We start from the raw sequence: 20,989 nt of genomic DNA, 5'->3' as shown, positions 1-20,989 counted from the left end.
GTAAACGGGTGCATATATATGTCCCAAACAACTATTCAAACGTCTCGAAGGATAGGCTTGAGTACCTTGATATCTACGTATGTTATAATACTACCGTCTTACGGTCGCTCAAGCCTGGCTGACGTAGAGCTCGCGTTAGCTACTTTCATGACACCATTTGCTGTCTTTAAAAATGAATGTTCTTACAATTGTGCATCATGCGCTTTATTAAATATTTTACTTAAAAATCTAATTTCTTATTATACAAGAGATAAGCAATTCATTGATGATGAAAAATTACAAAAAGGGGCATAGAAAGCGCCTGAGAGAGAAATTATTTTAGATAATGGACAATCATTACTTGATTATGAAGTTTTAGAGCACATTTTATATTCAGCATACAGTAGAATTGATGTAAAACCGGTGGCAAAGAGTTTGATAGAAAATTTTGGCAGTTTGAATAAAGTTTTTAATGCTGACCTGGAAGCGTTGCAAAACGTTGATGGTGTCAGCAATGCAGCGATATCTGCCATCTTTTGTGTAAAACAAGCCTTCGTTCGCTCTGCAAGGGAAGAAATAAAAAACCTGCCTGTAATCGATAACTGGGAAAAATTGCTTGATTATTTAAGAATAAGTATAGGAAGCCTCAATAAGGAAAATTTTCGCGTCATCTATATGAATAAAAAGTATCGTCTAATAGCGGAAGACCTGCAAAATATTGGTACAGTAGATCAAACTCCTCTTTATGTCAGAGAGATCATCAAGCGCGCACTTTTGATTGGTTCAACATCCATCGTAATATCTCACAATCATCCAAGCGGAGATACACAACCTTCAAATAGCGATATATCTCTCACTAGACAACTAGCAGAAGCTTGCCAAAGTATAGGAATAGAATTAATAGATCACATTATTATTACACTCAGTAGCTATTTTAGTTGCAAGGAAAATAGGCTGTTGTGAAAATTTTATAGCTACAGTAACTTAGATTTACCGACAATCGTCATCCCGCTGCTTGTTAGCGGGATCTGAGATACCGCGAATGAATCGCGGTATGACGTAGAGCTCGGGTTAGCTATACTTTTATACTTACTAACTTAATAAAATTCCTGGATTCCAGACTGGGATGACATTGTTTACTATGTGCCATATTGCAATGTTCGTACAGCTGTGTGTCACGCACTTTGCTTCAATATTTGCACATTAGCCACTCCTCTGAACAGATACAAAAAGAGAGTGGTATTACTTAAATAATTAGATAAAAAACCAGGCGGATCATTCTGAAACTCTTGCATTTTTGTCCACAATTTTGTTAAACAACTTCCCTTTTGGTCATGTCGAACCAAATTTCTTTTTCACACCACCTTTTAAGCCACCGATGACAGCTTCGTTAGTTTTTGTCATAATGCGATCAAATACTCCCAATAACCTCTTTAATAGGTTTGGAGTTAGCGAAGAGATAAGATCAACAGATACGTTATTGTTTTTGTCATCACCACTTGCTTTATAGTCTATTGAAACGATTCCCCTACTTTTCCCGCCAGTAAGAAGTTTCCCAATTATAGGAATTTTTAACAAAGATTTATTAATTGAATATGCTGGTATTACTTGTCCTTCAACTTGGAATTTATAATTTCTAATGTCGAGCTTACCGCTAGTGCTAATGCCTAATTCCGCTCCTTCAAGCCAAGATTCTTCAATTTCGACAGAGCCGTCTTTGTATGAGAAAGGTGCATTACATTTATAAAAGTATACACCTTCATTTTTTATGGCATTTACAATGCCAGGCAATGAAGACATCGACAATAAAGTAGTAAGTAGTGGAGCATCTTTGATGTAGAAATTGCTAATGGATAACGTACCATAATGTTCTCCACTTTCTCTCTGAGGAGAGAGATAAAAAGACAATTTGCCGTTTTTAATTGATTTACTAATGCCTAAGGAACGCGAAAGTATACCTGCATTATCCGCGTATATTTCGAGCCCTATTCCACTGTATTCCGCTAGTATGTTGCTGCTATCTTCTAGAAACTGTCCTGTAAATTGACTTCCATTGCAATTACCTTTAGTACAGGTTACATTCAGCTTAGCATTTTTGATAACGATGCCTTCTTTCATAATTACATTGTCAACATTCATACTAATCTCTATATCTTTGTTTAATCCATTACTGTTTTTGCCAAGCAAGCCTAAAATATCACTTAAGTTAATTTCCTCACCATGAACAGTTATAACATTTTTTTCCTTACCTGATTCAATTTCTATACTAAAATCATTATCAGGCAATTTAAAGCTACTAGAATTTAAATATAAATTTCCATCTTCTACTCTTCCGCTGAATTTTATATCTAGGTCATTTCCTACAACATCTAATTTGTCTATTAACAATTCACCTACTCCTTTTAACCTTGTAGAAAACAAAATTTTATTGTGATCTTCAAAACGATTTTTCCATCCTAAATAACTTGAACGTGATTCAAGCTCTGATAAATCCATATTACCATTAACATGCCCCGTCTTATCTTGATTTATCACCGATTCTATATTTGTATTGACATAGCCACCTATATTTTCATCAAAATTAAGCATTTGAGCGGGTAAATCTCCGGTCAAATTCCAGGCAAAACTTTCATTCCTATTGCTACTTTTCAGGTCAAATAATAGCTGTGTGTTATTCACCATACCACTACCATTTAAATCTATAAAGTCACTTCCAAAACTAAGCTTAATGTCATATTTACCAAGACTTGCATTATAGATGGCCAAATTGTCAATTTCAGAATGAAAATTGGCCGAAAAATCTACTTTTTTGTCATCAACGTTTAGATTAAAAATGCGAAAATTAAATACGGATTTTGCCATTCCACTTACTTTATCCCTTTCAACCTTCACCACATCATCCAGCTTAAATCTTATAGGCTCATATAAACCATACGCATCACTTACAGCTTGGCCATTAATGGTTAGAACTGAATTTTCCTTATCGAGAGATTTCATTTCAATATCACCACCATTAATAGTGAAATTCTGAAACTTAGCGCTATTTACAGTAATCTCAAGATCGTTATTCTTGATGATCAAATCACCCTTTAATTCCTTTACTTGCTCAAAATCTTCATCAAATTTTACGCTACCGTTTTCTATATCAGCAACTACTACGATATCTGACAGATCGTCATTAAATAAATTTTTAATTTTGCCATTGAAACTTACAATTGTGTTTAAAACATTCCCATCAATATTATCACAATACCAGCTTTTAAATTTACTATTCACTACACCATCTGGTACATAAGTACATAAATCCTTTGCAGCAAACTTACTAATATTAATTCTAAACAAAGCATGACTTGTACTAAAGTTCATTTTGCCTATCAAAGAGAGATACGTGTCATTTAACTTAAAATGGAAGTTTTTTACACTAATAATTCCATCACTATATGTTAAATTTATATTTACATTAGTTAAGGCCAAATTTTTGTTCAAATAATTTTCTGTATTCAATACGTATATATTTCCACCTACAATTTCATCCTTTTTATTAATTTTCACTGAGAAGCTTCCTTTGAATCCTATATTTTTGTCCAAATTGTAGCTTTTAACTAATGTAGAAAACTCGCTTAATAGTCCCAATTTTAGATCATAAAATGTCCCGTACACATTTAGCAAATTGTTGCGATTTTTTATCGTAATTGATAAATCATCCAAAAATCCCTTTTCATCTTTTGTATTCACATGAATATCTAAAACATTAAAATCTTCCCCCTTCCCTATATATAATTTATCAATAAAAAATTCATCTTCTGTGCTTTTATCAATAGCGATGTTAGTAAATTCAATTTTTGAATCCGCATTTAAGTCAAAAAAAAATTCCCTTATTGTTTTTAATAGATTTTTTGCACTGCTTTCTGTCATCTTGAAATTCTTCCCTGTCATCCCAGTATCTTTTTTTCCTGTCATCCCAGTATCTTTTTTTCCTGTCATCCCAATATCTTTTTTTCCTGTCATCCCAGTGCTTGACACTGGGATCCAGGTTTCTTTTTTTCTAGATTCCAGCGTCACGCGCTGGAATGACACCAAAGGAAGGCGGTTATTACTTAAATAATGATTATCCAAAAGGTCTAATGAGTTTTGCGGATTAACATTAGTTTCTTCTCTCTTGATACATACATGCACATTATCAGCTGAAACCTGAGAGAGATTTGTGCTAGCTTTAAATAAGGAACTTAACTTAAAATGTACAAAAAGCTCAGGAACTTTTATAGTAAAATTAGGATTTGCTATTGCTAAATCTGTAATGACTAAATACGCACCTTTCTGCCAAACAACTGAGGTATTATCCATATTAACGCTTGAGCCAACAAATATTTTTGATATTTTATGTTTAACATAAAAATTAATATAATTAATATTGATTTCTAAAGGACTCTCACCCTTAAAAAAGACAAATAAGCAGAATACAAACAATAGAACTATGGAAAGTGATATAGTGATTTTTTTAAGCATCGATTATTGCTTTTCTTGCTAAACTATCAGCCTCCTCATTATACTTATCACCACTGTGTGCTTTAACCCACTTCCAATCAATTTCATGTTGTGAAGCAACGTCGTCTAGCTCTTTCCACAATTCCATATTTTTTACTGATTTTTTATTACTTGTTTTCCAGCCATTCATTTTCCACTTATTTATCCACTCTGTTATGCTATGTTTAACATAAAGACTATCCGTATATAAATTAATATTACAAGAAAATTTCAATACTTTCAGCCCATTGATCACCGCTGTTAACTCCATTTTATTGTTTGTGGTATTTTCTTCTCTACCATAAATGTCTTTTCTATAATCTTGAAATAATATGATAGCTGCCCATCCTCCCACTCCAGGATTACCAGAACATGCCCCATCTGTATATATTGTCACTTCTTTTTTACTCATCTTTGTTTATATCGGTTAACAAAGTATATAGTTGCTTTTATGAAAGCACAATTTCTAAAGGTAGTTTAAGCTGCACCTTTAAATTTTATTATAGAAACAAAAAAAAGTGTGACAACGAGCATTACCAAAAGGAAAAGGAAAAAATAGTTTTTATGTTTCTGCCGTTCTTTCATAACTAAAATAAATCAATAGAACAAAAAATAATACTGGCGAATAGGGAAAATAGATAAGAAATTGAGTAAGAAAACATTTGTTTCTGTGACTTGTGGTTCTTGAATCTGAGAATTGATATAGCGTACCAAATAAAGATGCAACCTGCAAAAATTGCCATGCTTAGATAAAGTAAAGCCTTTTTCAAGAATAGAGCTGGAAGCAAGCTAGTTAGCACCAGCAAGACACTATAAATTAATATATATTTTCTTGTTTTTTCCGGACCATAAACAATATTGAACATTGGAATCGATGCCTTTGCATAGTCTTCAGACTTATTTAAAGATAGGGCCCAAAAGTGTGGCGGAGTCCACATAAAAATTACTAAAAATAAAATGAAACTTTCCCAACTTACAGAATTAGTCACAGCTGCCCAGCCAATCATTGGAGGGAAAGCACCTGCTGCACCACCGATAACGATATTCTGCGGAGTGCGCCTTTTTAGCCAAATTGTATATATGAAAACGTAAAATAATATGCTAACAGCAAGCAAAGCAGCAGAAATATAGTTTACTGCTATTGCCATGATAAATACTGACAATATTCCAAGAGTTATACCAAATTCAAGCGCGCTTTCTGCAGAAACTCTACCTGAGGGTATAGGGCGGTTTTTTGTCCTTTCCATGAGCAGATCTATGTCTTTGTCATACCACATATTTATAGCACCTGCAGATCCTGAGCCAAGAGCAACACATATAAGAGATATTAGTGCTAGAAAAGGGTGCATACTACCTGGTGCAGTAACCATACCAGCAACTGCAGTAAATACCACAAGATACATTATCCTTGGCTTCAGCAAACGCCAAAAATCCAGTATTGTTGGTTCAACATTTAGCAAAACACTTGTGTACATTCTATTTTACCACTGGTGGCTTTTCGAAAGTATGAAAAGGCGGTGGTGAAGATACCGTCCATTCCAAGGTGTCACCTTCCCAAGGATTATCTCCAGCTTTCTTGCCCCATTTAAAGAGATGTATAACTATAAACACAAAAAACATAACTGAAACAAAGGACATATACGAACCAATTGAGGATATATAATTCCAAGGGATAAACGCATCAGGATAATCAGGTATACGCCTTGGCATACCAGCTAATCCTAAGAAATGTTGAGGTAAAAAAGTGATATTGGTGCTAATAAAAGTAAGCCAAAAGTGGATTTGACCTAAGCGCTCATTATATTGTTTACCCGACATTTTACCAATCCAATAATAAAAGCCAGCAAAAGCTCCAAATAATGCAGCAAGTGACATGACATAATGGAAGTGAGCAACAACATAATAGGTGTCGTGCAGGAGCTTATCTATTCCACCATGAGAAAGAATTATTCCCGTTATGCCACCGCCAACAAACATAAAAATAAAACCTAGTGCAAATAGCATAGGGGTTTTAAACTCAATTGCTCCACCCCACATAGTTGCAATCCAGCTAAAGACTTTTACACCAGTTATAACACCGATAAAAATTGTGGTAGTGCTAAAAAATGCAGCAGCGTCAGCACTAAGCCCAACAGTGAACATATGATGAGCCCAAACCATAAAGCCAAATACTGCTATACCTATCATTGCATAAACCATCCCTATGTAACCAAATACAGGTCTGTGAGAAAAAGTTGATACAACCTGACTTATGATGCCAAATGCAGGAAAAATAATTACGTAAACTTCTGGATGACCAAAAAACCAAAATAAATGTTGAAATAACACAGGGTCACCACCACCGGCAGGATCAAAAAAGGAAGTACCAACATTGCGATCAGTAAGAAGCATAGTTATAGCACCGGCAAGCACTGGTAAGGCAACAATCAACATAAATGCTGTTAACAAGACAGACCAAACAAACAGTGGCATCTTAGTTAATGACATTCCTTTTGCACGCATGTTAAATATAGTAACTATAAAGTTGATCGCCCCAACAATTGACGACATACCAGCAACGTGGAGTGCAAGTATAGCAAGGTCAACTCCTGCACTTGGATGGGACATTACCTGTGATAAAGGTGGATATAAAGTCCAACCTGTACCTGGACCTTCACCAATAAACACTGAGAAAATGAGCAAAATAAAAGATGACACTAACAACCAAAAACTTAAATTATTCATACGAGGAAATGCCATATCTGGTACGCCAATCATGAGAGGTACAAACCAGTTACCAAATCCTCCCATGAGGGCTGGCATTATCATGAAAAACACCATTATCAACGCATGCCCTGTAACCATTACGTTATATAATTGATAGTTATTGTTAAGTATATTAATGTGCATTAGCTGAGTGCGAATAATCACCGATAATAATCCACCAATAATTCCAGCTAATATGGAAAAAATAATGTACAGTGTCCCTATGTCTTTATGGTTGGTGGAAAACAACCAACGCTTTATGCCCTTTGGTGTGTCACTCATATCTATACTCCAAATTTAACTCACTAATTTTCTATTTTCAATCCACTTATTAAAATCTTCTTTGCTTACTGCTTCAACAACAATTGGCATAAATCCATGGCCTTGACCACACAATTCGTAGCACTGCCCATAATAAACACCAGGCTTTTTGATATTAAACCACGCCTCATTCAGCCTACCTGGTATTGCATCAATTTTTACACCGAAAGCCGGTACTCCCCAACTGTGTATCACATCTCCTGCTGTAACTTGTAAACGAACGTTAGTATTAACGGGTAAAATGATGTTGTTATCAACAGAGAATAGCTTTAAATCTCCTTCGATAAAATCTTCTTTTCCCTTAATATAACTATCAAATGACACACCCTGATATTCTGGATATTGGTAGCTCCAATACCATTGATGGCCAATGACTTTTAGTGTTATATCAGCTTTCGGTATTTCTTCCTGTAGCTTCAGTAATTTAGCGTTTTCAAAGGCTAATATTCCAACAATAATCGTTGGTATAACAAACCAAACAATTTCTAAAAGGACATTGTGATTAGTTTGGCTTACGTTTGCCACTTTGCTTTTACGAAAGCGAAATACTACATAAGCAAGCAGCGCCCACACAAAAAGCATTATTGCAACCATCACAACCATCACAAACGAATGTGACCTAACTACAGCCTCCATTACTTCAGTTGCAGGAGCAGGAAATCCAAATTGCCAGGCAGTAGGAGCAGAGGCAACAGATATATTTGAGTAAAATATTATCAATAGTGCAAATAACTTCACCATATCTTTTGTTTGTTTGCTATAAAACTAAGTGATATACTGTATAATAGTATATATAAACTTACTATGCAAATAGAGATTAGTGATGGTTAATAATTTTTTAGCATTCAACAAGTATAATAGTACAATACTAATTTGAGGAAAAAAGCATTTACATAAATCTATTGTAAGTAAAAATATTATAATATTTTAAATTAAGTATTTACTTTAAGTAAATTCTATAATAAGTTTAATAGTGTCTGTTACTGCTAATAACCCTCTAGCCTCACACCTAAAAGCAGTAACAGACACTATTAAACTTTATGATAAGTTTATGATTTGCAAGATCAAAATCTTGCAAGTGTCTTTATTTCATTATACATTGCAGTTTGTTAATTAACTTTTAATGCCTATGGTGGCATTTACAGCTTGGACCAAAGGTTTATGTATTATAGAAAATAATTATAAAAAAAACACACTATTTGTATACCATACAAACTTTTTTTATTCTGCATAGCTGAGTTACTAGATTCTGTAAACGAAATCTTTAGAGAAGCCAAATGGGCAAAATTTCATGAAGGTCTTTGGCATCTCTTAGCATAGATCCCTTACTTAACCGTCATACCGCGATTCATTCGCAGTATCTCAAAGCATAGATCCCGCTAACACGTAGCGGGATGACGATTGTCAGGCTAGCTGTCATCCCAGTGCCCAGACACTGGGATCCAGGAAACTTAATTGCAAGTAATGCATTGGATTTGGTGAGTATGGGTTTTGCGTTATAGAATGAAGCACTTTTGGTGAATTTATAAAGAAAGCTGGATCCCAGTGTCAAGCACTGGGATGACAAGGTATAAACCTTATCGTCATGCCGCCGCGAACCGTCATACCGCGATTCATTCGCGGTATCTCATCAGCTAACAAGTAGCGGGATGACGGTTGTCAGGGCCATACGCGTCAAGTTAAGAAGCAAGGGTAAGAAAATTCAATGAACTTAAGGTGGATACTCTAGTTTTTCTATATCTATCTTTCACAGAAAATTGTGACCAGTCTGTGGTAAGTTTTTTCAGGAAAATTCTCAAATTATTAATTTTACTGCTTAACGCTAAAAACAACTCCCTAATCCTTCTTTTTAATTCAATGAATGCCTTTGTTAAACTCAGCTCTGTATTCTCTTTCAGTTTTATACAACCAACTATTCCATGAAATATAAGAATTGCGCACAATTTAGCGTATAGTTCACATAATACTCTGTATGGTTTTCCTTTAAGTTCGTCAAGCCTGATGTGACTCTTATACAATTTAAATAATAATTCAATCTGCCATCTTACCCTGTAAACTGTTAATACTTGTTCAGCGCTGATTTTACTCTCTGGAACGTTAGTTATGAATATCGACCAATCCAGCAATTTTTGATTCTTTTGAGAAGATGTATATCCATGTGATTTTGCTAACTTATTAGCCCTTCTTCTTCTAATTATAGACTGTTCTTCAGTTAATTTTTGACATATAATTCTCACTTTAATTTTTACTTCTTTTCCTAATAGCACTTCCATCTCTAGAAGGGATTGACCTTCTAAACATTCCAACAACTCTATTTTTTGATTTGTTTCTATATCATATATATTGGTATCAGACTTATAACGACTAACAAAATATGCACCTGCTTCATCAATCTGTTTAAAAGAACTAGGCACAAAGTAGCACAAATCAAATATTAGCAAATCATTGGCTGATAAACCGTTCAGATAATCCCTATAACCTTGATCCGACCTTATTCCTTCTATTAAATTTAACTTATCTAGCGCTTGGTTCAGGTAATCAAAGACTAACTGCAGCTTTATTCCTGATTTGGTATTACTCTCACAATCTCTATAGCTACTCCCATATCCTTTGTACATATCTTCCATGCTACTAGGCAGGCTAATATAGCTACTATCCAATAGCTTAATGCTTCTAAATTGCTTCAAAATTCTGCAATCAACCTGTAAGCTGTTTTTAAATAAAACTAAAGATTCATTATACATTCTTTTCATAAATTCCACTGCTTCTTCAGTAAATCTAAAATCCAAACCCTGTTTTGTAATTTCTATCGAGTCTTCATTTAGCAATTGGCACATTGTTTCTATGCTGCAATCACCAACTCCTATGTTACCAAAAACCATAGCTTTTATGAATGATGAGCCATTAAGTTTTCTCTTTCTTTTTATAAAACCTACTGCAATTGATATTTCGTCTGCTTTTTCATTAAAGAATTCATTGAGGTCTTTTGATAAGCAAGCTATTCTGTCCATTGTAAGTTCTCTCATTCACATATCCAAGAGAACTTATACCTTATTCTTTTCCTTCACTCTATCAATTTTACTTACACTTTTCCTTAACTTGACGCGTATGGTTGTCAGGGCAGTGTCCCTATGATGTCATCCAAGTAGCTGACACTGGGATCCAGATTCACCTTATGATAGTGTCATCCCAGTGCCCAGACACTGGGATCCAGGAAAAAGAATGGTGTCATCCGAGTGCCCTGACTACTTGGATCCAGAAGACTTAATTTCAACCAAGTGGCTACATAATAAAGGCTAGATCCCAGTGTCAGCTACTCGGATGACAAAAAAAGGAGCACTGGAATGACACCTCTCTTGGGCTCTTTTAGCCATAAATATTAAGAAATTTACCAAACGAAAAAAAGGCAAAAGAAGCCCTAGTCATTGTCTATTTTCAGTATTGGCGTTTTTTAAGTCTTAAGCACTGCAATTTAGCTGCTTTTAAATGCAACTAACCTTAGCTATAAATGTTTAAGAAATTTACTAGGCAGAAAAAAAAGGCAAAGAATCCCCAGGGTAGCCAGTATTCAAATTCTCCCTTGTTCTATTTGACGTCTTTTGATGTCTTGAACGCTTTATAAGCGCGTTTCTGCTTGTATAGGTAGAAACCTAAAAGTTTTATAAAGACATGAGGTGCACATAGTGCAAAAAATTAAGCATGATTTACGCCAAATACAAAGTTCCCTTTGTCGTTTTAATCTGCAGATTGCGAAGATAAATAAATAGCTTCAGTACCATGATAAGGGGGCTGGCGGAGTGTGTCAAGTAGGTTTTTCGTTTCTATTGAATGACACTGGGAGGTAGTGCAAGAAGCCTATTGTCTAATTATGTACCTAAATTTTATTACGGCACTTTCACTACTACTTTAACGAGTGAGCTACCTTTCTATAAAAGACCTATCGACTGTTGCAATTATAGGCGTAAACAAGAATGATAAAAGAGTACGGGATTGAGTAACTATGTACACTTCTGCTGGCATACCAGGGTATAGGTATACGTTTTTAAACTGAGCAAGCTCTGGTTTTGGTATCACTACGCGTACTGAATAATAACGCCCTAGCCTTGGATCATCAAGGGCATCGGGAGAAATATTGCTTGCTATACCATTAATTAAACTTAAACGACGTGCACTGTAAGCACTTAACCGGACTTTAACCTTTAGCCCTTCTAGCCCATCAATAGAGACTATGTTGCTATCTTTCTTTTGTGCTGACAGTATTTCTTCTATGTTTCTGGTCTGAATTTTAGCATCTATTATTAGGTCATCATCAGATGGCACTACGCTCATGATCGGAACTCCAGATTGTATAACACCACCTTCAGTGTGGTATCTTATATCTGTGACTATCCCATCTTGAGGGGATTTAATTATTGTACGTGCCAGTGAATCTTCAGCAACCATCAGCCTCTCTTTCAAGTCTGCAATAGACGTACTAACTTCCTTAAGTTCAGCGTTTGCTCTTTCTTGAGAATCATTTCTCACGTTTATAATTTCTAATTCGTTCTCTCCAATTTTTTGCTGCACTTGAGATATTGCAGAACGGTAATGTCCAACTCTGCCTTCAATTTCAGCAAACTGCTTTTCTAAAGCTAAAATGTGTGGTTTGCTTATATGGCCACTATCAAGTAATTGTCTTTTTGTTTCCAACTCCTCAGTTATCAAGTCATATTGCTTATGAGCTGCATTTAGTTGAAAGTTTAACCCCGCTAATTCATCATTTAACTGCTTTATACGTTGTTGCAGTATGTCTGTTTTTCCCAATATGCTCTTTCTCTGAGAGTTGAACAACTTTACTTGATTCTTTATCGCTTTATTTACAAGTTCATCGTGAGATAATTTTTTAACCCCATCAGGAAACTCGAGCGTGTCTAAATCTCCTCTGATTGCAAGAAGCCTTGCTTCTGTTGCTAAAAATGATAAGAGCTTCTCTTTGATGATACTTAAATTCGCCTTCTCGTTAACATCACTCAACAAAACTAGGGGCTCATCTTTTTTAACTACTTGGCCCTCTTTTACTAAAATTTTGCTTATTATTCCTCCGCCCAAGTGTTGAACTATTTTTCTATTTGAAGATACAATAACTTCTCCACTTGCATGCACCGCACCGTCAATTGGAGCTATAGCCGACCAAATACCGCCTATTCCAAAAAAGATGAGTATCACTATCAGACCAAAAGATAGTGGCCCCCATGTTACTTTCAGGACTTCATTTACGTTATTACTTTCGCGTTTTAAAATAAAATTTATCACTGCATCAATCAACGCAAACGTCTTATCCAAAAATTTTGGGTACTTCTTCTTTTTATTTTTTGCTCCTTGCATATTTATATTATCACCATGGCCAATCAAGCCTGTCAAAGAAAATCCAGCGCTAAGCTTTTTTAACTTACTTATCATAATACTACTGTGAATTTGTGTTAACTCAAGATAACATACAAAAACAAAGAATCTATAATTTAAGCATTCCATTTAGACTGTAGAGCACCAGAATAAACTATTTAGTAACAATTCCTGCATCAACTATGTTTTTAAAATTTTTTGACGTTTAACTTTATTATAACTTTTTCTTGTGAATATCTGAGTTACTTATATTATGTAAGAAATCTATTGCCAACCAGTCAATATTCTGTTAGGAATTAAGATAATATAAAGTTATTATGCTTAAATTGGAAAGCAGAAAGTTCCTGATCACTGGCGCATCAGGCGGAATAGGGCAAGCAATTGTAAAAATTATGCACAAAACCGGAGCAACTTTATGTATTTCTGGCACAAAAAAAGAAGTGCTCGAAGAAGTTGCTAAACAATATGAAAAAAATATGCACGTACTCCCTTGTGATTTATCAAATGCTGAGCAAGTAAATCAACTAGTAAACAGAGCAAGTGAGTTGATGGAAGGCTTTGACGGGCTTGTATGCAATGCGGGCATTACGCAAGACAGTTTATTATTGAGAATGACAGATGAAGCATGGCAAAAAGTAATTGATATTAACTTGAGTTCTACATTTAAGCTGAGTAGAGAAGCATGCAGGAAACTAATTAAGAATAATTGGGGAAGAATTATAAATATTTCCTCAATAATAGGGCTAACAGGAAACGCCGGGCAAGCAAATTATGCAGCGTCTAAAGCTGGAATAATAGCTATGAGTAAATCTATAGCAAAAGAAGTTGCAAGTCGTAATATAACAGTAAATTGTATTGCTCCTGGGTTTATAGATACTAAAATGACTGAAGTTTTAAATGAAGTACAAAAGGGAAAAATATTAGATAATATTCCAATGAAAAGAATGGGAACAGGGGAAGAAATAGCAGCAGGGGTCTTATTTTTAGCAAGTGATGAAGCAAAATATATAACAGGGCATGTGCTTAACATTAATGGTGGGTTATTTATGTAGCAACACTTATGTATGGACAAATTATAATTTTTACTTTAAAATAAAAATATGTGTAGGTTTAGGTTTGCGTTAATTTATTATTTAGAGGCAAAAAAATGAGCTCTATAATAGGATTTTTTGGTGTTTTTTGTGTAGTATTGCTTTTCTCTTTCTCAGGTTATGCAGCTGACCCTGATATGGATGACACAACTAAAGTAATATGCAATATTATTGGTTATGTTTGGGGGATAGGCGGTCCACTTATGACGGTAGTAATAATTGGTGCAGCTTTGCTTGCAATATTTGGCAGGATGCCGTGGCCAGCCCTCTTTGCTCTAGGCATGTTCTGTGGTGTATTTTTTGGCGCTAAAACTATCATAACGAAAATTATGCCCAACGTAAGCGATGAAGCAAAAACTATGTTGGAAAAGTGTGGACAAAAATAACCCAAAAAGTGCAGAAATCCTTTTTTGTTATCCATTAAATTGCTTCATATCTTCAACTTGCAACAAATAAGGGCTATCTTTTGGTAGAGTTTTAACAGCTAGCTCAGCATATTTTGTAAATTGCTTTAAATCACCTTCAATACAAGCCTTTTTTGTCAAGGCAAAATAATGCATTGCCGTATCAGCTTCACATTTATATGCAATGCTTAAATATTTCCAGACAAAAGCGTTATTTGGTTCTACATTCAAAATCTGCTCCAGGTAAAAAATCGCCTTTTTTGCATCACTGTGTAATAATAAAGTATGAGATAATGCAAGTTTTACTAAATAACTATTCTTCTCAGATAAATACCTAAGCGATTCCTCATACATTTTTATTGCTTCACTTAAATTTCCGGCCTTGTATAGCATTTGTGCTTTTAATTCATATAGGTATGGGTCATTGCGTGACTCTTGAATCAATGAATTAACTTTAGCAATAGCCTCTTCTATCTTTCCTTGCCTATAGCAAACTATAGCATTTACATACTCAAAATTATTTTCATATTTATTAGATAACACATGAATAGGAGCAAAGAAAGAGTCTAGCTTTGCAACCACACGCTCAAACTTTAGTAACTTATCCGCAAAAATTGGTTTTACGTTGTTTTTGACCTTATAATTCTGTACAGCAAATATACGTTTCTCACTAAGTGGGTGAGTACGGAAATATTCCTCGGTGTTCTCATGCTCAATACTTTTAAAATAATCAAAAATCTCTTTCATACCTGAATTATCATAGCCAGATTCATCAAGATACCTTAAAGCATAGCTATCTGCTACACTTTCTTGCTCTTGAGAATAGTTAAAAAATAGCCTTGAACTAAACGCTACACCACTAAGCAAAATTGCACCAGCAACCTGAGGGTTAATGATAATACTAGAAACTAATCCTACCATATAACTAATCATTGCTATCGATTGAAAATAACCCATAGCACTACTCATTTGCAATATATGACCAGCAGATATGTGAACAATCTCATGTGCTAATATACCAAGCAGGACATAAGGTTTAGCCGAATATTGTAAAAGTCCTAAATGAATGAAAATACTGTTATTGTTAATTACAAAAGCATTAATCGAATTGTCATTAATTATAAAAACTTTTATTTGCTCATGATCAATATCTGCAGCAGAAAATAAAGGTTGCGCTAGCTCTTTCACTATTGCTTCCACTTCACTATCTCTAATAATGTTAATAGAGTAAGCATTATTATAATATGCAAAAAAGAACAATAAGGTCAAAAACTTAGCAATTCTAAACATGAAAATTCTGTGCTTGTATAATTTATAGGAATTCTATATTTTAACACTTAAATTATACAAATTTATAAACGCTAGTTTAAATTTTTAACGTAACTGATAAGTTTGTCGATGGTAGTTAACTTAATTTTATGTTGTTCAGCAAATTTAAGTAACTGAGGTAAGCGCATCATAGAGCCATCATCATTCACTAATTCACAAATAACTGCTGAATGATCAAACCCTACTAACTTCGCCATTTCAACACTCGCTTCAGTATGACCAGCACGTTGTGCCACCCCACCTTTATGTGCAATTACAGGAAAAACATGACCTGGAGTTATGATGTCATCCTGAGTACCATCCTTGTTGATAGCAGCATGTATAGTTTTCGTTCTATCCTCTGCTGAAACACCGGTTGTAATGCCATAACGTGCATCAATTGATGTAGTAAATGCGGTATGATTTTCACCAATATTTTTCTTTTCCATGAAATTAAGGCCCAACCTTTTCATGTGAAATTTAGTCATTGCTAAGCAAACAACCCCTGTACCGTACCTAACCATAAAAGCCATATGTTCTGGCTTTATTTTCTCAGCTAAGACAATTAAATCACCTTCATTCTCTCTACTTTCATCATCAACTAAAATGAATAATTTACCGGAACGAGCATCCTCTAATACATCTTCCACAGAAGAAATACCGGGTAGACTCATTGAAGCATAAGTGGCCTGTACCATAATAATTTACTTAAATTCAATCTTAACTATTTTATACAATTTCTCTCCATTTGGCACTGTCACTTCCACATATTCACCGACTTTTTTGCCGATTAAAGCACTCCCAAGTGGTGAACTAGTAGATATTAACTGCTTTGAAACATCAGCTTCATATTCACCTACAACCTTATAAACATATTCCACTTCACCGTTATTATCACTTAACATGCTTAATGTCACAGTTGCACCAAACATTACTGAATCACCAGACAAATTTTTTACTTCTATTACTTCCGCATGTGAGAGTTTATTCTCTATCTCGATTATACGGCCTTCAATAAAACCTAACCTTTCCCGTGCTGCATGATACTCTGCGTTTTCAGACAAATCACCTTGATCACGAGCATCAGAAATAGCCTGTATCACAGAAGGTTTTTCTTCCTTTAATTTTTCAAGTTCGGCTTGCATATTCTCAAAACCTTCCCTCGTCATAGGAAATTTATTAATAATGGATGAAGCCATAATCACCACCTAAACGCAATTAAATTGAGTAACGAAATTACTCACAATGTTAAAAACATCACCTTTTATATCATCACTCATGTCATTTGACAACTTTTTTAAAACCCCAGGGTGTACAGTATGAAAATAATTAATAAGATCATGTTCAAATTTATTAATGTAACTTATTTGTATTTTACTTAACTGATTATATAGGTTAGAAAAAATATACATCAGCACTACTTGCTCTTCTATTGACATAGGTAAATGTTGTTTTTGCTTTAATAACTCGACAAGATATTTACCCTTATTCAAGGATAATTGAACACTAGCATCAAGATCAGAACCAAATTTTGCAAAATCTTCTAATTCTCTATACTGAGCTAAGCTTAGCTTTATAGAACCAGCAACTTTCTTCACAGACTTTAGTTGTGCAGCAGAACCAACCCGTGAAACTGACAAACCTATATTTACTGCAGGTCGAAACCCTTTATAAAATAATTCAGACTCAAGAAAGATCTGCCCATCGGTGATTGAAATAACATTTGTTGGCACATATGCAGATACATCACCAGCTTGAGTTTCGACAATTGGCAAAGCAGTTAAAGAACCCTGCCCTTTTTTATCAGACATTTTAGCAGCTCTTTCAAGCAAGCGAGAATGTACATAGAATATATCTCCAGGGTAAGCTTCACGACCAGGAGGACGTCTGAGCAATAAAGACATCTCCCTATATGCCACAGCATGCTTAGATAAATCATCATATATAATCAAACAATGCATTCCATTGTCACGGAAAAATTCCCCAATAGTGCAACCAGCATAAGGTGCTAAAAATTGCATAGGCGCGCAGTCAGATGCACTAGCCACAACTACAGTTGTATACTCTAATGCTCCGCTTTCTTTCAGCTTATTTACCACTTTTGCTACTGTTGAAATTTTTTGTCCAATAGCAACATAAACACAGTAAACTTTTTGATTTTCGTTTACCTCATCGTTAATCTTCTTCTGATTGATAATAGTATCAAGCGCAATAGTAGTTTTACCAATTTGTCTATCACCAATAATTAATTCACGCTGCCCTCTACCTATTGGAATTAGCAAATCTATAATTTTAATTCCTGTTTGTAGTGGCTCATGCACAGACTTACGATCAATAATGCCTGGCGCTTTAGATTCTATATCCATTCTGTTTTTGGCTCTAATTTCCCCACCGTCGTCCATAGGATGGCCCAACGCATTTACAACTCTCCCTAACAATTCATGCCCTACAGGCACCTGCACAACATCACCACTACATTTTACAACGTCCCCTTCTTTCACGTCACGGTCATTACCAAGCACAACTATTCCAGCCGTATCATGATCTAAATCAAGAACTATTCCTTCTACACCACTTGCAAAAAATACCTTTTCACCGAATTTTGCTTTTTCCAGCCCATAAACCAATGCGATACCATCTGTTACTGAAATTACTTCACCTATATTTTCCCGCTTTATAGGATTATCAAACGTCTCAACCTTTTCTCTTATTATACTTGCTATCTCAGAAACATTCATACTGTTCTTCATACAAAATTCCTTACTTTTAATATTTCCATTTTACTTAAGTCAACTAACCTATCCAAGTAACTTTTTAGCGAAGCATCGATCAAATTAAAACCATACCTAACTACGAAGCCACCTAGTATAGAAGGGTCAACCACATTGCTTACTTTTATTATTTTACCAAGAAAGCTCAAAGATTCAGTAATTATTTTTATATCAGATTCCTTTAAAGTTTCTGCTGACTTTATAGTAATTTCGAATTCATTTTCATTTTCTCTTGCAAGACTTAAGAATTTTTCTAATATAAGGATCAATAAACTAGAGCGTTTATTTGCAAATATAACCATAATAAATTTTACTAAATTCTCACTCAAGTGCTCATTTATAGAAAGCATCACTTCTTTTTTGTGTGCAAAAGAAATCATAGGATGAGATAGGTACACAAAAACATCACGTTGATCCTTAAAAAAAGCCAACAAAAATTCTACTTCTTTCCTTATAATACCTAACCTGCTTCCTGAGACATGAAACAGCACTCTAGCATAAGATGAAACTAAATTATTGTATTGGGTCTTTTTCATATTAAATCCAGTAAATCTAAATTAATTCAGCTACAAATCTTTCATTCTTCAATCCAAGCATTTTTTATATAAACAGGTCTTCTCTTTAAGGAAAGAAAATATAAATCATATCTGACTGAATAATCTAAAAAACTAAGGTTTTTACTTAAGAAATACTTAGAAGAATTTATAATAGACTGACATTGAAGACGAGATATCGGTATTTCTTTTCCAAGTAAACTTGTTTTAACTTCTATAAAAATCAGCTCCTTTTTTTTAGATACAATTAAGTCAATTTCACCGAACTTACAACGGTAACGGCATTTTATAACATTATACCATTTCAGCTTTAAATATACTAAAACTAATAACTCGCCAAAGTAACCTACAAAGTAGCATAACCTACTTACCACAAGAAGAACAATTATGATAACAATTAACTTTGTGTAACTACTTTGCCTCCTTCTTTATTTTTACTATAAACCTTACCTCTTGCTGCAATATCCCTATCAATCAGTTCTATCACTGCCATTGAAGCGCAATCACCCTTTCGAGTGCTAAATTTTATTATTCTAGAATACCCACCTTTACGATCTTGATAACGGCTGGCTAAGACGTTTAATAACTTATCAACTCCTAGCTTACTATTATGAAGGCGTGAAAGCAAAAGTCTTCTACCATGTAAAGTATTCTTATTCTTAGCAATTGTAATAAACTTTTCGACATATGGACGAAGTTCCTTAGCTTTTGGTAAAGTAGTTACAATCTGCTCATGGTTAATTAATGAGATAGATAGATTCTTTAACGTCGATAACCTATGTTCAGTGCAACGAGATAGTTTACGTTTTTTTATTCCATGTTTCATATATCACCTAATCTTCATCAGTATGTTGTTTAGCCAACTCATCTATATCCTTAGGCGGCCAGTTTAGCACATTCATACCCAAAGACAAGCCAAAATTAGTCAAAACTGCCTTAATCTCATTCAAAGACTTTCTGCCAAAATTAGCAGTTCTTAACATTTCACCTTCTGTCTTTTGCACAAGATCACCTATATAAGTGATGTTTTCGTTTTTCAGACAGTTATGAGACCTGACAGATAATTCCATTTCATCTACCTTACGCAATAAGACAGGGTCATAACCCAAATCTTTAGCACCACTAGACGAAGAAACCTGCGATTTTTTATAACTTACATCAGAACTAATAAATGGCTGAAGTTGCTCCTGCAATATTCTTGCAGCAGAGTCAACAGCTTGACTCGGAGAAATTGTACCATCAGTTTCAATTGACAATATCAGCTTATCCTTATCAGTCACTTGGCCAACACGACTGTTCTCTACCCTGTACGAAACCCTGTTGACAGGGCTATACAAAGCATTAACTGGAATAAAACCAATTAAATCCTGTTCACTCATAAGCTTCAAAAGTTCATTTTCTTTATACTTAATTACAGGAAGATAACCTTTTCCGCTAGCCACATATATGGTCATGTTAAGCTCTACATTTTGCCCCAGCGTACATATTAATAAATCCTTATTAACAATAGAGCATTGATCATCAGTTTCTATCATCCCAGCTAATACCTGGCAAGGCCCTTTAGCGTTTAAATTTAAGCATTTATTAGAAGCACCATTTAATTTACACCTCAACATGCCCATATTTAACACTATATCAGTTACGTCTTCTCTCACCCCTTGAATTGAAGTGAACTCATGAGTTACACCTTCAATTTTTATTCCATAAACAGCACTACCTTTAAGAGAAGATAACATTACACGTCTTAATGCATTACCTAATGTTAAAGCAAAACCACTTTCCAACGGTTCTAGCACTATATCACTTTTTTCACTTGAATCATCTGATATTACCTTAACTGAACTAGGTTTAATCAATTTATCTAAATTGCTACAGAGAGAAACATCATTATTATAATACATAAAACAACC

20 protein-coding genes and 1 pseudogene are annotated in these 20,989 nt (G+C 34.6%); 5 read left to right on the top strand and 16 right to left on the bottom strand.

The genetic code is table 11. The features are described from left to right. Positions 1-57: 57 nt before the first annotated feature. Together OPR57_RS03320 and radC are read left to right on the top strand one after the other, a co-directional pair. Positions 58-294 (top strand): hypothetical protein, encoded by a 237-nt coding sequence (locus OPR57_RS03320; RefSeq protein ID WP_265037364.1) that lies wholly within the window; start codon positions 58-60, stop codon positions 292-294. Beyond that, positions 269-942, top strand: a pseudogene (gene radC, locus OPR57_RS03315) (RadC family protein). Before OPR57_RS03320 ends, radC begins: the two are co-directional and overlap by 26 nt. Before the next feature lie 369 nt (positions 943-1,311). On the opposite strand, the gene OPR57_RS03310 reads toward radC, so the two are convergent. The 7 genes from OPR57_RS03310 to OPR57_RS03280 form a co-directional block, all read right to left on the bottom strand. Further along, complete coding sequence (locus OPR57_RS03310; RefSeq protein ID WP_265037362.1) at positions 1,312-4,485, bottom strand: DUF3971 domain-containing protein; 3,174 nt, start codon at positions 4,483-4,485, stop codon at positions 1,312-1,314. Continuing rightward, entirely contained in the window at positions 4,478-4,915 is a 438-nt protein-coding gene (gene rnhA / locus OPR57_RS03305; RefSeq protein ID WP_265037360.1) for a ribonuclease HI, read from the bottom strand. The genes OPR57_RS03310 and rnhA overlap by 8 nt, the downstream gene beginning before the upstream one ends. Before the next feature lie 175 nt (positions 4,916-5,090). Further along, positions 5,091-5,978: a heme o synthase gene (locus OPR57_RS03300; RefSeq protein ID WP_265037359.1), complete on the bottom strand. Its 888-nt coding sequence runs from the start codon at positions 5,976-5,978 to the stop codon at positions 5,091-5,093. A gap of 1 nt (position 5,979) precedes the next feature. Further along, positions 5,980-7,530 carry a cytochrome c oxidase subunit I gene (gene ctaD / locus OPR57_RS03295; protein WP_265037357.1) on the bottom strand — a complete coding sequence of 517 codons (1,551 nt, stop codon included), beginning with the start codon at positions 7,528-7,530 and terminating at the stop codon, positions 5,980-5,982. Positions 7,531-7,545: 15 nt separating this feature from the next. Further along, entirely contained in the window at positions 7,546-8,310 is a 765-nt protein-coding gene (gene coxB, locus OPR57_RS03290) for a cytochrome c oxidase subunit II (RefSeq protein ID WP_265037355.1), read from the bottom strand. 607 nt (positions 8,311-8,917) lie between these two features. Further along, positions 8,918-9,136 carry a hypothetical protein gene (locus OPR57_RS08020; RefSeq protein ID WP_265037353.1) on the bottom strand — a complete coding sequence of 73 codons (219 nt, stop codon included), beginning with the start codon at positions 9,134-9,136 and terminating at the stop codon, positions 8,918-8,920. A gap of 112 nt (positions 9,137-9,248) precedes the next feature. Beyond that, the gene (locus OPR57_RS03280; protein ID WP_406831642.1) at positions 9,249-10,580 is read right to left on the bottom strand and encodes an IS4 family transposase; all 1,332 of its coding nucleotides are present in this window, start codon (positions 10,578-10,580) and stop codon (positions 9,249-9,251) included. 101 nt (positions 10,581-10,681) lie between these two features. Here OPR57_RS03280 and OPR57_RS03275 point away from each other — a divergent pair, with 101 nt between their 5' ends. Next, on the top strand, positions 10,682-10,837 hold the full coding sequence (locus OPR57_RS03275; protein ID WP_265037351.1) for a hypothetical protein: 156 nt from the start codon (positions 10,682-10,684) through the stop codon (positions 10,835-10,837). Between the two features lie 650 nt (positions 10,838-11,487). Here the strand turns inward: OPR57_RS03275 and OPR57_RS03270 are convergent. Further along, positions 11,488-13,008: an HlyD family type I secretion periplasmic adaptor subunit gene (locus OPR57_RS03270; protein WP_265037349.1), complete on the bottom strand. Its 1,521-nt coding sequence runs from the start codon at positions 13,006-13,008 to the stop codon at positions 11,488-11,490. A 260-nt stretch (positions 13,009-13,268) separates the two neighbouring features. Between OPR57_RS03270 and fabG the strand changes: the two genes are divergently transcribed. Further along, positions 13,269-14,003: a 3-oxoacyl-[acyl-carrier-protein] reductase gene (gene fabG, locus OPR57_RS03265; RefSeq protein WP_265037347.1), complete on the top strand. Its 735-nt coding sequence runs from the start codon at positions 13,269-13,271 to the stop codon at positions 14,001-14,003. A gap of 95 nt (positions 14,004-14,098) precedes the next feature. Then, positions 14,099-14,428 carry a TrbC/VirB2 family protein gene (locus OPR57_RS03260; protein WP_265037345.1) on the top strand — a complete coding sequence of 110 codons (330 nt, stop codon included), beginning with the start codon at positions 14,099-14,101 and terminating at the stop codon, positions 14,426-14,428. Positions 14,429-14,455: 27 nt separating this feature from the next. Here the strand turns inward: OPR57_RS03260 and OPR57_RS03255 are convergent, their stop codons facing one another. The 8 genes from OPR57_RS03255 to OPR57_RS03220 all read right to left on the bottom strand — a co-directional run bounded on the left by OPR57_RS03255 (position 14,456) and on the right by OPR57_RS03220 (position 20,980). After that, a complete protein-coding gene (locus tag OPR57_RS03255; protein ID WP_265037343.1) occupies positions 14,456-15,736 on the bottom strand; it encodes a M48 family metalloprotease in 1,281 nt (426 codons plus the stop codon). 71 nt (positions 15,737-15,807) lie between these two features. Next, a complete protein-coding gene (ribB, locus tag OPR57_RS03250; protein ID WP_265037341.1) occupies positions 15,808-16,452 on the bottom strand; it encodes a 3,4-dihydroxy-2-butanone-4-phosphate synthase in 645 nt (214 codons plus the stop codon). 6 nt (positions 16,453-16,458) lie between these two features. After that, positions 16,459-16,953, bottom strand: coding sequence for a transcription elongation factor GreA (greA, locus tag OPR57_RS03245; protein ID WP_265037340.1), 495 nt, complete (start codon positions 16,951-16,953; stop codon positions 16,459-16,461). 9 nt (positions 16,954-16,962) lie between these two features. Then, positions 16,963-18,504 (bottom strand): F0F1 ATP synthase subunit alpha, encoded by a 1,542-nt coding sequence (atpA, locus tag OPR57_RS03240; RefSeq protein WP_265037339.1) that lies wholly within the window; start codon positions 18,502-18,504, stop codon positions 16,963-16,965. Beyond that, a complete protein-coding gene (atpH, locus tag OPR57_RS03235; RefSeq protein ID WP_010962742.1) occupies positions 18,501-19,061 on the bottom strand; it encodes an ATP synthase F1 subunit delta in 561 nt (186 codons plus the stop codon). Before atpH ends, atpA begins: the two co-directional genes overlap by 4 nt. A 41-nt stretch (positions 19,062-19,102) precedes the next feature. Next, a complete protein-coding gene (locus tag OPR57_RS03230; RefSeq protein WP_265037338.1) occupies positions 19,103-19,453 on the bottom strand; it encodes a YraN family protein in 351 nt (116 codons plus the stop codon). 23 nt (positions 19,454-19,476) lie between these two features. Then, complete coding sequence (gene rplQ, locus OPR57_RS03225; protein WP_265037337.1) at positions 19,477-19,905, bottom strand: 50S ribosomal protein L17; 429 nt, start codon at positions 19,903-19,905, stop codon at positions 19,477-19,479. A 7-nt stretch (positions 19,906-19,912) separates the two neighbouring features. Continuing rightward, complete coding sequence (locus OPR57_RS03220) at positions 19,913-20,980, bottom strand: DNA-directed RNA polymerase subunit alpha (RefSeq protein WP_077188176.1); 1,068 nt, start codon at positions 20,978-20,980, stop codon at positions 19,913-19,915. Between the last annotated feature and the right edge of the window lie 9 nt (positions 20,981-20,989).

Origin of the sequence: Wolbachia endosymbiont (group A) of Anomoia purmunda, from assembly GCF_947251545.1 — a bacterium.
Classification (GTDB): Bacteria; Pseudomonadota; Alphaproteobacteria; order Rickettsiales; family Anaplasmataceae; genus Wolbachia.
Note: the sequence above shows the minus strand (reverse complement) of the source record. Positions and strands in the feature narration are given on the sequence as shown.

What these genes read in the sequence shown, in the direction of transcription:
- OPR57_RS03310 (WP_265037362.1), bottom strand. Translation starts at nt 4,485, where the DNA reads ATGCTTAAAAAAATCACTATATCACTTTCCATAGTTCTATTGTTTGTA.
- rnhA (WP_265037360.1), bottom strand. Translation starts at nt 4,915, where the DNA reads ATGAGTAAAAAAGAAGTGACAATATATACAGATGGGGCATGTTCTGGT.
- OPR57_RS03300 (WP_265037359.1), bottom strand. Translation starts at nt 5,978, where the DNA reads ATGTACACAAGTGTTTTGCTAAATGTTGAACCAACAATACTGGATTTT.
- ctaD (WP_265037357.1), bottom strand. Translation starts at nt 7,530, where the DNA reads ATGAGTGACACACCAAAGGGCATAAAGCGTTGGTTGTTTTCCACCAAC.
- coxB (WP_265037355.1), bottom strand. Translation starts at nt 8,310, where the DNA reads ATGGTGAAGTTATTTGCACTATTGATAATATTTTACTCAAATATATCT.
- OPR57_RS03280 (WP_406831642.1), bottom strand. Translation starts at nt 10,580, where the DNA reads ATGGACAGAATAGCTTGCTTATCAAAAGACCTCAATGAATTCTTTAAT.
- OPR57_RS03270 (WP_265037349.1), bottom strand. Translation starts at nt 13,008, where the DNA reads ATGATAAGTAAGTTAAAAAAGCTTAGCGCTGGATTTTCTTTGACAGGC.
- fabG (WP_265037347.1), top strand. Translation starts at nt 13,269, where the DNA reads ATGCTTAAATTGGAAAGCAGAAAGTTCCTGATCACTGGCGCATCAGGC.
- OPR57_RS03260 (WP_265037345.1), top strand. Translation starts at nt 14,099, where the DNA reads ATGAGCTCTATAATAGGATTTTTTGGTGTTTTTTGTGTAGTATTGCTT.
- OPR57_RS03255 (WP_265037343.1), bottom strand. Translation starts at nt 15,736, where the DNA reads ATGTTTAGAATTGCTAAGTTTTTGACCTTATTGTTCTTTTTTGCATAT.
- ribB (WP_265037341.1), bottom strand. Translation starts at nt 16,452, where the DNA reads ATGGTACAGGCCACTTATGCTTCAATGAGTCTACCCGGTATTTCTTCT.
- greA (WP_265037340.1), bottom strand. Translation starts at nt 16,953, where the DNA reads ATGGCTTCATCCATTATTAATAAATTTCCTATGACGAGGGAAGGTTTT.
- atpA (WP_265037339.1), bottom strand. Translation starts at nt 18,504, where the DNA reads ATGAAGAACAGTATGAATGTTTCTGAGATAGCAAGTATAATAAGAGAA.
- atpH (WP_010962742.1), bottom strand. Translation starts at nt 19,061, where the DNA reads ATGAAAAAGACCCAATACAATAATTTAGTTTCATCTTATGCTAGAGTG.
- rplQ (WP_265037337.1), bottom strand. Translation starts at nt 19,905, where the DNA reads ATGAAACATGGAATAAAAAAACGTAAACTATCTCGTTGCACTGAACAT.
- OPR57_RS03220 (WP_077188176.1), bottom strand. Translation starts at nt 20,980, where the DNA reads ATGTATTATAATAATGATGTTTCTCTCTGTAGCAATTTAGATAAATTG.